Consider the following 13413-nt stretch of genomic DNA (forward strand, 5'->3'; position numbering starts at 1 on the left):
TTTTCCCATATGATGCGCAAACCTTTTCGCATTGCCCCCTGCTCCCTCTTCGGGAGCTTTCTCTGGCCCCCCAATGTCCGGCGGACACCTTATGAGGCCTATCATGATCTCCTCAGGCGGGCCAGCCTGTATCCGAGCACGGTCCGGATCCGGGGTGAACTCGTAACGTTAAAGCCTTATCAAGTCTTGTGTTCCATGGTCCGGCTGGCCGAAGATTGGGGCTGGCACCGCTCCACAGTGTGGGACTTTTTGCGGGCACTGCGGGCCAACGGACTGGCGGTCATCAATACCGACCATAAGGTGACCATCTTGACACTTTTTCCCGACGGGGATGCGTCCAACGAAATCAGCGACTTGCTCAGTTCCGAGGACCCGCTTAACTTCTGCCCTTCCGGAAAGGGGAAATCGCATTCAACCGACAGCCCACCGGCACATTCTAAGAGTAAAGAGTCTTTATTGAATTCTATTTTAGATTCAAAGAAAGAATTCTTAGAATCGTCCGGCAGGGCGTCCGGCCCCTTCGAAGGCCACGAGTTCACCGACTTCCTCCGCTCGCGGCTTACCGGACCCGACCGGGTGCGGTTGACCCCGGACATTCTGCCGCGGCTGCGGGCCGAGTATCTGGATAAACTGATTTCCGAAGGTCGCTTGAACGTCGCGGAGAAAGACCGTATATTGTTGAGTTCAAACGGCATGTAAACACGTGTCCGGAACGATGAACGATAAACGATGAACGAGGAACGCACGCCATCCTCCTTCGGCGCGGGTCGTCTTTCAGCATTTCAGATTTTCAGCCTTTCAGCATTCTTTTGCATGTACCCCATTCTCTTCACCATCGGTCCCTTTTCCCTGCACACCTACGGCCTGGCCATGGCGGTGGCGTTTGGGCTGGGAATCTGGATTGCCATGAAACGGGCGGACGCGCACGGCTTTGGAGCCAAGTACGCGCTCGACCTGTCCATCATGATTCTGATCTTCTCTCTGGTGGGTGCGCGCTTCGCCTATGTGGTCACCCACTGGGATGAGTTCGCGCAGCATCCGCTGGACATTATCTCGCCGGTGCAGCACAACGGGCAGATCGGCATTGCCGGCCTGGTGCTGCTGGGCGGTGTGGCCGCGGCGTTCGCCACGGTGTATTATTACTCCCGCCGGCATGGCCACACATTCCTGTCGACCACCGATCTGTTTATTCCGTCGACGGCGCTGGGAATTGCCATTGGCCGGGTGGGCTGCTTTTTCAACGGCTGCTGTTTCGGCGAACCGTGTGACGCCGCGTGGTGCGTGGTCTTTCCCAAGGACAGCCTGGCGGGGTACATCTTCCCCAACACGCCGGTCCATCCCACGCAGCTTTATGAAACCACCGCCATGCTGCTGCTGTTCGGCGCGATGATGTTTTATGACCGCCATCGCCATCCCGAAGGCCGCATGACGGGCATTTTTCTGCTGGCGTACGGTGTGTGGCGGTTCTTCAATGAGAGCCTGCGCTGGTACGAAAACGAGATGATCGTCTTTCAGACCGACGCCTTCCGCCTGACCGTCTCGCAGGTCCTGTCCGCCATCATGGTGGTTTGCGGCGCGTACTTGCTGTGGAGATCGTACCGGAAAGGTGCGGCGCGGTCAAATGCCTCAACCCTGCCGAGCCGGGTTGAGCCGTAAGATGCCTTAGCCAGAACCGAGTACACAACCCGGCCGAAATGCCACCCCACGCACCGCCGAGCCGGGTTGAGCCGAACGCCGTACTGACCGTGACGAAGAACACAACCCGGCCGAAACTATGCGCCGTCGGCACGCACTTTACTCTTACCCTCACACCCTCCACTTCGTGACCACCGTTACCGCAGTGCGAGGGAAATGGTTTGTGGAGGAGGCGGTTTGCACGCGCATTCTGAAACGGTTTGAAAGCTGCTTGCAGCGGTTCGGTCTTGATTGTTGTGGCTATGTTCTGATGCCCGACCACATCCACACCCTATTGCGGCAAGTGGAGGAAGGGCTCATCATCTCAAAGTTTATGCAGGCCTTCAAGCGCGAAACCTCGGCATATGCGCGCCCGAAGTCCTACACGGCATCATCGCTGTGGCTCCCGCACTTCGATGATGTTCCCATACCAAATTCCAAAGCGGCGGCAACCCGGCTGTCGTACATGAACTACAACCCACTACGGCGGGGGCTTGCCGATGAGGTTGAGAAGTACTTATGGTCCAGCGCCCGGGATTATGCCGGTGCAGGTCATGGCATAGTGACAGTGACGAATCCTTTCACTGGAGAAGTCTTCGGACCGGGGCGGGCTGCGGAGGCTTAGTTTCGGTCGGGTTGTGTCCTCGGCGCATGTGAATGAATGGTCCGGCTCAACCCGGCTCGGCAAGGTTTCGGTCGGGTTGTGTCCTCGGCGCGTGTGAATGAAAGATCCGGCTCAACCCGACTCGGCAAGGGTTAGGTCGGGTTGTGTCCTCGGCGCATGTGAATGAATGGTCCGGCTCAACCCGACTCGGCAGGGGTTGGGTGCTCGGCGGGCAAAAAAAGAGAAGCACCTTGTTCCTCACCTTTGAAGGCATCGACGGCAGCGGGAAGTCAACACAGATTGCCCGCACAGAAAACTACCTGAAGGCGCGCGGCTTTGATGTGCTGGTGGCGCGTGAACCGGGCGGGACGCGGCTGGGAGAAGCCATCCGCGCCATTCTGCTGGACCCGCGCTGGAGTGAGATGACCGCCCGCGCGGAATTCTTTTTGTATTCGGCCTCGCGCGCGCAGCTTGTGGAGCAGACCGTGCGGCCACATCTTGCCAAAGAGCGCGCGGTGATGATTCTCGACCGCTACGATGATTCGTCGTCGGCCTATCAGGGCGGCGGGCGCGAACTGGGCCTCGATGCCATCGAAGCAATCAACCGTTTTGCCACGGGCGGACTGGCACCCGATATGACCTTTGTGCTGGATCTGGACTGGCCGACCTCCTGTGCGCGGCGCGCCAAGGCGGGAATGGAAAATGACCGCCTCGAGCAGAATGCCCATGACTTTTTCGAGCGTACCCGCGCCGCCTATCACGACCTCGCCGCGCGCCATCCCGGCCGCATGGTGCTGATCGACGCCACGCAGAGCGAAGACGCGGTGTTTGCAGAGATCAAGCAGGCGCTGGAAGAGAAATTGCCCCTATCCTGACTTTCCCGTCCCGTGATAAATCGGGGTCCCACAGTAAGAGAAGGGAGAAGAACCCCCTTCTGATTCCCCCTTTTTCAAAGGGGGAAGGGCCGTCGGATCTCCCCCGTTTACGGGGGATTCAGGGGGTCTGGTCTCCCCCCTTAGAATAAGGGGGGACCAAGGGGGGTATTTCTTTCAGCATTTCGGATTTTTCCAAGGTGTGAAAACAAAATAATATGGCAGAACCTTCTTCCGGCATCCTGACCACTGAGCAGGTGCTTTCGGTGGGTCAAAAACTGTTTGAACTGCGGCCGCTCTCCGAGGTGCTGGATGCCGTATTGACCGCCTGTGCCAGCGCCATGCGCGCGGAAACGGCCATGGTCTTTTTGAAGGATGAGCAGGGACTGCCGCAGGTGGCCGCGCAGAGTTACAAAGGCGCCGGGCAGCCGCGCACTCTGGCCGACGTCTCCTCTTCGATGCTCGACGATGTGTTTGCCAAGGGTGAACCGGTGCTCACCGAAAGCGCGATTGAAGACCCGCGCTTCTCGGGCCGCTCCTCGATTATTCTGCAGGGCATTCAGTCGGCAGTGATCATGCCGCTCTCCGGCAAGGGCGGAGTGTTCGGCGCGATTTACCTCGACAGCCGCTCGGACCGCACGCGCTTTCTGAAGGCTAATCTTGGCCCGTTGTCCACGCTGGCGGCCTTCTCCACACTGGCCATCGAAAACGCGCGGCGCTATGAGCATGCGCGCCGCAGTCATCAGAGCGGAGAGGCCGGGCAACTGGTGGGATCATCTCCCGCCATGCAGGAGCTGTTTAACCTGATCGAACGCGTGGCCGGATCGGATCTGCCCGCGCTGATTCTCGGCGAATCGGGCACAGGCAAAGAGTTGGCCGCGCGGGAGATTCACACCCGCAGCCCGCGCAAGGAGAAACCGTTCCTCGCGCTCTACTGCGGCAATGTGTCCGATCAGCTTTTCGAAAGTGAACTCTTCGGCCATAAGAAAGGCTCCTTCACCGGAGCCACCGCCGATAAGCAGGGCCTGGTGGAAGCCGCCGCCGGCGGCTCGCTGTTTCTGGATGAAGTGGCGGACATTCCCGCCGACCTGCAGACCAAGCTGCTGCGCTTTCTGCAGGAAGGGGAATACCGCGCGGTGGGCGACACAAAAGTGCGCAAGGCCGACGTGCGGATTATTACCGCCACTAACCGCGATCTGCGCAAGGAAGTCAGGGAAGGCCGCTTCCGCGACGATCTGTTTTACCGCCTGTATATTCTGCCGGTGACCATGCCGCCGCTGCGCGCCCGCGCCACGGATGTGCCGCATCTGGTCCGGCATTTTTTAGACAAATACGCTCCCAAGGGCCGCGGGGCCAGCGGCATCTCTCCCGACGCGCTGCGTCGGCTGACTTCTTACGGTTGGCCGGGTAATGTGCGGGAACTGGAGAACACCGTCGCCCGGGCGATGGTCGTCGCGCGCGGCGACCGGATCGAAGCCGATGACGTGCTGCTGCCCGAAGGCATGGCCTTGCAGGACAGCCTCGACGATCTGAGCTGGAAGGGCGCGGAGAAGCGGCATATCCTGTTCGTGCTGAACCAGTGCGGCGGGAACAAGAGCCGCACGGCGGAGGTGCTGGGCATCTCGCGCCGCTATCTGCACTACCGCCTCAAGGAATGGGAAGACGGCATCGAATCGCCCGAGGGAGCCGACCTGAAACCCGATAACGAAAAAGGAACTCGCCTATGAAGCGCGTGCTCTCCGGCATGGGCTGCGGCCTGGTGCTGATGTGCCTCGTTGCCGCCGTTGCGCCAGCGTCTGCGCAAACCTCAGCCGCCCCCGCCGACTCGGCGGAGGTCTGGTATGACAAGGGCTTTGAATTTGTGCAGGCCGGGGAGATGGAACAGGCCCTTGCCGCGTTCGAAAACGCCATCCGCCTGAAACCAACCTATGCCGAAGCGTGGCGCGGCAAAGGCGCGGCGCTGGCCGCCATGCACCGCTCTGCCGAAGGCGTCGCTGCCTGCGACACGGCCATCATGCTCGATCCCACCGACTGGAAGGCGTGGTCCAACAAGGGCGGCGCACTGGTGGACATGCAGCGCTATGCCGATGCTCTGGAGGCTTTCAACCATGCGACGGAGATCGAGCCCAAGGACGGCCCCACGTGGTCAAACAAGGGCGCGACGCTGATGCATCTGAATCGCGGCGACGATGCTCTGAAAGCCTTCGACAAGGCCATCAAGCTCGATCCGGACAACGACCAGTTGTGGATGAACAAGGCCGCGGCGCTGGCGCAGCTCGGACGCACCGAGCAGATGCTCGCCTTCCTGGACCAGATGATCGCCGCCAAGCCCAATGACCCGCAGCGCTGGCTGACCAAGGCTCTGGCCTCGGGAGAAGTCGGCAAGATGGATCAGGCCATGACGGCGTTCACGCGGATTACGGAGATTTTGCCGGACAGCGCGATTGGTTGGATTGGCCGCGCACAGGCGCTTGCTAATATGGACAGTCTGGAACCCGCGCTGGAATCCATTCATCGCGCCACAACTCTCGCGCCCGGTTCACCGGATGCATGGAATGCACAGGGCGTGATCTGCGCGCGGATGAACCGGTACGATGAGGCGATTGCCGCGTATAATAAGACAATAGACCTCGTGCCGAAATTCCCCGGCGCGTGGTATGACCGTGCCTGCGTATATGCGCTTAAGGGAGACAAGGCCGCCGCACTGACGAACCTGCGGCGAGCGGTTGCGCTGGATCCCACGATGAAGGAGACCGCCCGCAAGGACGGCGACTTCAAGAGCCTGATGGACGACACCGATTTCAAGGCGCTCACGGAGTAAAAAGCAAAACCCCCTTCTTATTCCCCCTTCTTATTCCCCCTTTTTCAAAGGGGGAAGGACCAGAGACAAGGGGCTGAAGCCCCTTGCCCGCCCCTAGCGGCGGCCTCCGGCCGTCAGTCCGAAGGACAGCATTTGGCCTCGGAGACCAAAGGGCATTTATCAGCAATTTCGGCCTTTCAGCCTTTTCTTAAGGGTCTACATGCGTTTTCTTCTTCCGTTGCTCCTCGTTCTCGCCCTGCTCCTTGCAGCGTGTCAGCGCAAAGAGGTGAAGTGGCTGCGGGAAGGAACCAAAGAGGGCAAGGCGGGGGCGTATGACCAGGCGCTGCAGGCCTTCGAAATGGCGCTGCGGGAGAATCCGCGTTCGGCGCAGGCATGGCAGGGGAAAGGGTATTCGCTGGAACTGCTCGGCAAGCCCACCGAGGCCATGGCGGCTTATGACAGCGCGATTGCGCTGGATGATAAATACCCGCAGCCGTGGCTGTCCAAAGGGATGCTCTATTTGAAACTGCATCGCGCCCCCGATGCCAACATGGCCTTTACCCGCGCACTGCAGCTTCAACCCGACTGGGACCAGGCCCACTATGAGCGGGGCCTTGCGCTGGCCGAGACCGGACGGTATGACGACGCCATTGCCGAGTACAACCAGGCCCTCGAACTGCGGCCCAATCTGGGGGCGATTTTCTACGCGCGGGGCAAGACCTATCTGGCCAAGGGAGATACCACGCGCTTCTACACCGATCTGAAGAGCGCGGTAAAGCTCGACACCGCCATCGTGTCCAGGGCGCAGAGTGATTCGACACTGGATGCCATGCGGGGAACCACGGATTTTGAAGGAGTGCTCCGCCGATAGTATGCATGCACCTCTCCGGCATCTGAAATTGTGGCTTTTCGGCTTTTTGGCTTTTTGGCTTTTCTCGTCGGCCCTTGCCGCGCCCGATTCGACGGCGCACAAGCCGCCGGTGGGAAAAGCCGCTCCCGCGCCGCAGTGGGCGCTGGACCGCTTCAAGCTCTGCTGGGATGCGCTGAAGGAAGACTCCCTGCCGGAGCGCGTGTACCAAATCTGCTGGCGTGATCTGCGCCATACGGGCAACATCGCGCCGTTTAAGGATACATTGCAGGAATGGGCGCTGCAGGGCATCACGCCCGGCGGGCCGCCATTGCTGCGGTTTCACTCCGCGGAACTGCTGGCCCTGTTCCGCAATGACACCACGCAGCAGGCGCTGCGCTCGCTGATTGCGCACAACGACACCTTGCAGGTGTTTGCCGCGCAGACTCTGATTACGTGGGGCGACTGGGAAAATGCCGCGCCGGTGCTGGAAGCGCGCGGGCTGTACAACGATTTGGCGGCCGATCAGCGAGCGCTTCCCGTGCTCTATCGCGCCCTGCGCTCTCCGGACCTCAGCCGCCGGCTGCTGGCGGCCAGCGCGCTTTATGGCAAGCTGCAGCGGCCGGACTCTTTGCATGATGCGGCGCGGCAGATTCTGGCGCTGCCCTCTTCCGAGCGCAGCGTCAGCGTCACCAAACAGGCGGTGGATCTGATCGCCCGCAATCCGGGAGCGCCCGACCTGCTGGCCCTGACGCATCTTGTGAACACCGACACCAGTCGCTGGGCCCGGCTCGGCGCGTTCGGCGCCGTGGTTACGGCGGCTTTCACGGGCGATTCCACGGCGCTCACGCAATTGGATATCATCAGCCAAACGTGCCCCGATGCGCAGATTCGCGAGCGTGCCCACGGCTATGTGAACACGGTTCGCAAAGGCGCCCGGGGCGGCACCGTTCCGAATGCAACCGATACGACAAACACGAGACAGCCATGAAACGTGCAGCAGCTCTCTTACTCGCCGTGCTTACGGTCTGCCTGTATGCCGCCGCCGATCCCGGCCCGGCTACAGACCCTTCGAGCCAGGCGCAGGATTTTCTGCGTTTCGGCAGACAAGATATGGCACATGGTCTGGCCACTTCGGCTCTCTATTACTTCAATGAATCCCTCGCGCTGCAGCCCGATTCTCCCGACGCGTGGATCGGCAAAGCCCGCGCGCTCGAGAGACTGAAACGCTATGAAGAGGCCCGCGCCGCCGCCGACAAGGCCGTGCAGCTCGCGCCTTTCGACCGGACCTCCTGGGCGATCCAGGGCAGAATTTACTTCGATCAAAAGCAGTACGGGCAGGCCCTGACCTCGCTCGACAAGAGTTTGACGCTGGGCAACGCGGACACGATGGTGTGGCGCTGGAAAGGCCAGACCCTCGATTCGCTGAACCGCCATGATGAAGCGCTGAATGCCTATGCCAAAGCGACGCCTCCCGAGACGCCGTATCGCGGTGGCATCACGCGGGTGACACGCGGCGGCCCCGCGGAAGCAACGCCCAACGCGCGCAACCGCGGCAGCGCGCCCACGCCGGATCAGGAAAATGGTGACGGCAACGAGGAAGAAGCGCCGTCGCCGCAGAGCCCACAGGGCTATCTGGAATACGGCCCGGGCTACGGGAATCCCAATTCCGCGTATGGACAGCCGTTCGGCGAGTCCTTCGGCCAGCCTGTGGCCACCTATTATGAAGACATCACGCCGCAGGGCTACACTGAGTTGTACGGCAACGCGGGCAGGCACCACCGGCGGCACACCTACGGCGACTACTATTACAACGGCGATGAAGACGGCGGCAACCGGGGCGGCAACGGTCCCACTCCCTCTTCGCCGCGCACGAGGCCCGTCTATCGCGGCGTGGAACCGCTGTACCAGCAGAGTGTGGTCCCGCAGTATTTCCAGAGCGTGACCCCGTCCACCGATTTCCGCTCCTCGCCGGACTATCACGGCGCGGCGGGTGTGCCGATTATCAGTGACCGCTGGAATTTCGATTCCGGCTCCAACAACGGCTACATGCCCTACGGCCGCCACAACCGTGGCGGCCGCTACGGCGGTCGCGGCGGCGGACGGCATTGATTCGTTAGATGATTAAGGCAGCAAGGGATGCACCTTCCGTATCCCTTGCTGCCTACCATCCGGATGCGCTCCCTGCGTCCGGGCTATTGCTTTCATCCTTCATCCCTCAGCCTTCATCCTTTTTTTGAAACCTCTTTCCCAAAGACTCACAGACAGGCAACTGATCCAGCGCGGAGATTTGACGCTGGCTTTTCGCGCTCGGGACAGTGTGCTCGAGCGGCCGGTGTTTGTCAAATGCTTGAATCCGGCGCTGGCCAAGGATGAAGAGATCCGCGCGCGCTTTGAGCGGGAAGCCAAGGCGGTGGCGCGGCTCGATCATCCCAATCTGGTGCGGATCTACGAATACGGCGAAGACCCCGACGAGGGGCTGTATATGCTCCTCGAATGGCTGGACGGCACCACGCTGGGCGCGCGCATTGCACAGGGCGAGACCTTTGCAGGAGAAGCCTTCACCGCGCTGGCTTCGCAGCTTCTGGCGGGACTGGCCGCGCTGCACAGCGTGGGCATTCTGCACCGCGATCTGAAGCCGGAAAATATTCTGGTGGCCGACTCAGGGCAGGAACTGACCTTCAAGATCACCGACTTTTCTTTAGCCGCGCTGCGGGATGCTCCCAAGCTGACGCACCATGAAGCGATTGTGGGCACGCCCGCCTATATGTCGCCCGAGCAGGCGGCAGGCGGCCAGCCGGGCGAGACCTCGGATCTGTTCTCGTTGGGCGTAGTGCTCTATGAAGCCGCCACGGGCGAAAATCCCTTTGCCGGCCAGACGATGATGGAGACGCTGCGCAACGTGCGCGACGCCGAACCATCTTTCAAGCATCCGGCGATTGTCGACCTTCCCGAGCGTCCGCGCGAACTGCTCTCTAAACTTTTGCAGAAAGATCCCGCGGCGCGTCCCGCTTCCGCCAATGCAGCCCGCAGTCTTTTAGGTGAACGCGTGCCGGTGAAGGAAGAGCCTGTTGCACGCCCGCAGGTGAGCCTGTCGCGCTATCTGATTCTGGTGCTGATTCTGCTGGCGCTGTGGCTGCTGCGCAAGCAGTTTCCGGCAGACACGCACACCTTCGATCTGCTGATGGTGCCGCTGGTGATTATCGGCCTGTTCGTCTCCCGCCGTCCCCGCAAGACCGCCATCAAGCCCGAGTACCTTCGCCCGCGCAACCGCAAACGCGACCTGAAATATCTGGCCGCCGCCGTGGCCGTGATCGCCTTCTGGGGTGGGATGATGCTCTGGTACCCGTGGGGAGGCAAGGTTGACGGTGGAAGGATGAAGGATGAAGGGCAGACGCCGGCCTCGGTGGTGCCGGTTAAGCCGGACACTGCGGCCAAGGATGAAGGCGGAAGGATGAAAGATGACGTTAAGGACCCGATAAAGACTCCGCCGGCGACGCCTTCCGAGCCGGAATTCAGAGCAGCGCCGGAAGGGAAGGATGAAGGCGGAAGGATGAAGGATGAAGGGGTCAAGGCAACCCTATCATCCGCACCACAGATTGCCGCGGCCTCGACTGCTATTCCCGACAGTGTGAATTTGGCGCTGACGACCGAGCCGTGGGCACAGGTGTATTTGAATGGCGTGCAGCTTGGGACCACGCCGTTTAGCGGCACGGTGCGCGTGCCCGGCGGCAGTCAGACGCTGGTGCTGCGCAACCCCGCCTTTCCTCCGGTGCAGGTAACCTTGAATTTGTCCAGCGCACAGTCCCGCGCCGACATCCGCCTGGCCGACCATGCCGCGCTGGTGCGGGTGAATGTGGAGCCGTGGGGCGAACTGTATCTGGACGGCGAGCACATCGGGACCACTCCCCTGCCTCGCCCGCTGTTTGTCTCTCCCGGACATCATTCCGTGCGTGTCTCCCATCCCCAACTTTCTACCCTGCAGCAGGATTTCCAGATTGCCGCCGGAGAAACCGTCGCCATCTCGATGGACCTCTCCCACGGCCAGGCCTCCATCCAAAAATAGCGTGGAGAATTCCCCATCCGCATGACTGCTATGAGCGTGTTTTCCATCGTAACGGCAAGAGCGCAACAATCGCTGTATCTGCGCTTTTGGCTTTTTGGCTTTTTGGCCTTTTGGCTTTTAGCCTCTCCCTCCTTTGCCCAAACCACTCCCGATCTTCAGGCCGTAGATTCCGCGTTCGCCAGCGCGCAATATGAAAAGACCGAACTGCTGGCGCTGCGGATTCTGCAAGGGAACAGTGCCCTGACAGCCGATCAGCGGGCGCAGTTGAACCTGTTCATGGGCTATGCGGCTATAATGCTGGGGCACGATGAGGATGCCCGCACGGACTTTGCCCGCGCACTGGATGCCGTACCGAATCTGACGCTCGATCCGGTGCAGGTCAGTCCCAAGTTCCGCGTGCTGTTCGATGAAGTCAAGACGGCGCACCGGACGGGAAGGAGCAGCGAAGAAAGCCAACTGTTGCAGCATCCCTCGCTGCGCACGGCACGTCTGACCAATCTGCTGCTCCCCGGCAGCGGTCAGTGGCAGGAAGGCTATCCGTGGCGCGGGGCGGTTGTTTTCGGCCTCCAAGCCGCGACCGTAGCCGCGCTGATCTATGAAGCCGGACAGATGCACGATTCCCGCGAGGACTATCTGGCGCAAACCGATCCTGCCCGTGTCCGCTCCGGCTATGACCGCTACAACCGCGACTACCGCGCCACATGGATGACAGGGATTGCCGCAAGTCTGGTTTACCTCGCCGCCCAGGCCGACCTCGTCTGGCTGCGACCCCATATCCAAACCGTTCGGATCACCCTCGCTCCCCAGCCCGGCGGCGTTGCGCTGGCCATTGCGTGGTAACCCCTCCGAATTTTGGCTTTTTACCCTTTTGGCTTTTAGGTTTCTGCGCATTCCCTGCGCAAAGGTGGGCATCGGGATTACAGCCGGTTGACCGATAGCCACCGTTAACTGTATACTTGCACAGTAACTACACCGTTGGCAAGGCAATTGCCATGAGTAAGTTCGGGAGCAGAGCGTAGGCTCCAAGGAGGTTCGGATGGTACAGCGTATTCTACTTGCAGTCTCTCTCATCTTGCTGTTCAGCACTCTGGTGTTTGCACAGGCGGGAGCGGTGCAGGGGACGGTCTATCGCGCCAACGGAACACCTGCCTGGGGAGCCTTTGTCACCCTCGATGCGGTCGATGGCGGCGGCCATCACCACTTCCATATGGGCCTGTACACCAATCAGGCCGGGGAAGTGCTCTTCCGCTCGGTCCCGGTGGGCGCATACAACATTGCGGCGTCCCAACCCGGCGAAGGATTTGCCAGCGCACTGATCGATGTGGCCGCCAACCAGACCACCCACGTGACGCTGAACCTGCAAGACCCGATGCACCATCCGGGAGATGGTTTGACGCCGGTGGATCTGGAAGGCACAGCCATCGTGGTGGGACCGGACAGCCTGCACCGCGTGACGACCTACTATCTGAATACCGACAACGACGCCAGCCCGGAATATATTCTTTCGTTCGGTCCTCCGTGGTACACTCCCGGCAATGGCGCCGAGCGCCCGACCGACGGCCAGCATGTCACGATTCACGGCGGATTGTTCAGCTACGCCTCGCCGCAGATGGTCGTCGTCTGGCAGATTAACGGTCACGACTGGCGGGACCCGGATCGGGGAGGACATGGCGGGTACGGCGGCGACCACGGTTCGGACTGCGATCCCGACAGCGTGACTCGCGTGGAACTGAACGGCCACATCATTGTAACTGCCGACCCCGGCTGGCACGAAGAGCACCACAGCTACTGGATTACCGTCAGCAATACCGATCCCCGCGCGGACTTCCGGCTGGATTTCGGCGCCGAGGATTACAGTCCGGAGAATGGCGCGGTGCGGCCCGTCAACGGCCAGCAGGTGAGCATTGTGGGCGGGCAGATTCTGTGTCCCGGTGAACCGCTGCCGATTGTCATTGTCTATGAGATCAACGGCCAGTTCTGGCGGCAGCCCGGCGACACTACCGGCATGGGACCAATGGTTCCCGATGCGGCCGGTGAACCCATAGTGATCGGCGCGCCGGAGTCCTACATCACCGCCGGCAACTATCCCAATCCTTTCAATCCGGCTACGACGATTCGCTATTCGATTCCCGAAGCCGGTGATGTCCAGCTTTCCATCTACGATTTATCCGGTCGGCAGGTTGCCGAAGTGGTCCACGGTTTCCAGAGTGCAGGTAGCTATACCGTAGCATGGGACGGCAACGCGTTCGCATCGGGAATCTATTTCTATCGCGTGAAGGTGAATAGGCTCAGTCTCTCTCATCGTATGGTATTGATGAAGTAATCCGTGTTTGGTGGTCGAGACGTTCGTGACGGTCTCGATGCTCTCCCCGGCAAGCCCCTTCTCTTGAAGGGGCTTGTTGTTTTGGGCGCCGCAGATTTCATAGCGGGATGCACAGCAACTTCGGCACCGTTTCACCTCAGGTGTTTTCGTGGTGACCCGGCGCGTGGCGCTGGTCTATGGCTTGCCTTTATCCGAGGGAGTACTTATGGAATAACGACCAGAAGAGA

12 protein-coding genes are annotated in these 13413 nt (G+C 60.8%); all 12 read left to right on the plus strand.

Features of this window, described 5'->3' with window-relative positions; all coding sequences use genetic code 11:
- The first annotated feature begins 195 nt into the window (after positions 1-195).
- Positions 196-699, plus strand: a complete 504-nt coding sequence (locus tag VGL38_00735) for a hypothetical protein (GenBank protein ID HEY3293942.1) — start codon at positions 196-198, stop codon at positions 697-699.
- A 114-nt stretch (positions 700-813) separates the two neighbouring features.
- Complete coding sequence (lgt, locus tag VGL38_00740) at positions 814-1656, plus strand: prolipoprotein diacylglyceryl transferase (protein HEY3293943.1); 843 nt, start codon at positions 814-816, stop codon at positions 1654-1656.
- Between the two features lie 118 nt (positions 1657-1774).
- On the plus strand, positions 1775-2299 hold the full coding sequence (locus VGL38_00745; GenBank protein HEY3293944.1) for a transposase: 525 nt from the start codon (positions 1775-1777) through the stop codon (positions 2297-2299).
- A 230-nt stretch (positions 2300-2529) separates the two neighbouring features.
- A complete protein-coding gene (tmk, locus tag VGL38_00750; protein HEY3293945.1) occupies positions 2530-3153 on the plus strand; it encodes a dTMP kinase in 624 nt (207 codons plus the stop codon).
- Between the two features lie 215 nt (positions 3154-3368).
- The gene (locus VGL38_00755; protein ID HEY3293946.1) at positions 3369-4877 is read left to right on the plus strand and encodes a sigma-54-dependent Fis family transcriptional regulator; all 1509 of its coding nucleotides are present in this window, start codon (positions 3369-3371) and stop codon (positions 4875-4877) included.
- A complete protein-coding gene (locus tag VGL38_00760; GenBank protein HEY3293947.1) occupies positions 4874-5971 on the plus strand; it encodes a tetratricopeptide repeat protein in 1098 nt (365 codons plus the stop codon). The genes VGL38_00755 and VGL38_00760 overlap by 4 nt, the downstream gene beginning before the upstream one ends.
- Before the next feature lie 199 nt (positions 5972-6170).
- Positions 6171-6821, plus strand: a complete 651-nt coding sequence (locus VGL38_00765) for a tetratricopeptide repeat protein (protein ID HEY3293948.1) — start codon at positions 6171-6173, stop codon at positions 6819-6821.
- Position 6822: 1 nt separating this feature from the next.
- Positions 6823-7788: a hypothetical protein gene (locus VGL38_00770; GenBank protein ID HEY3293949.1), complete on the plus strand. Its 966-nt coding sequence runs from the start codon at positions 6823-6825 to the stop codon at positions 7786-7788.
- Positions 7785-8909, plus strand: a complete 1125-nt coding sequence (locus tag VGL38_00775) for a tetratricopeptide repeat protein (protein ID HEY3293950.1) — start codon at positions 7785-7787, stop codon at positions 8907-8909. Before VGL38_00770 ends, VGL38_00775 begins: the two co-directional genes overlap by 4 nt.
- A 124-nt stretch (positions 8910-9033) precedes the next feature.
- On the plus strand, positions 9034-10863 hold the full coding sequence (locus VGL38_00780; GenBank protein HEY3293951.1) for a serine/threonine-protein kinase: 1830 nt from the start codon (positions 9034-9036) through the stop codon (positions 10861-10863).
- A 30-nt stretch (positions 10864-10893) separates the two neighbouring features.
- Positions 10894-11703, plus strand: a complete 810-nt coding sequence (locus VGL38_00785) for a hypothetical protein (GenBank protein HEY3293952.1) — start codon at positions 10894-10896, stop codon at positions 11701-11703.
- A 196-nt stretch (positions 11704-11899) separates the two neighbouring features.
- Positions 11900-13186: a carboxypeptidase regulatory-like domain-containing protein gene (locus VGL38_00790; protein HEY3293953.1), complete on the plus strand. Its 1287-nt coding sequence runs from the start codon at positions 11900-11902 to the stop codon at positions 13184-13186.
- Positions 13187-13413: the final 227 nt, after the last annotated feature.

This window comes from bacterium, assembly GCA_036504735.1.
Taxonomy (GTDB): domain Bacteria; phylum Electryoneota; class RPQS01; order RPQS01; family RPQS01; genus DASXUQ01.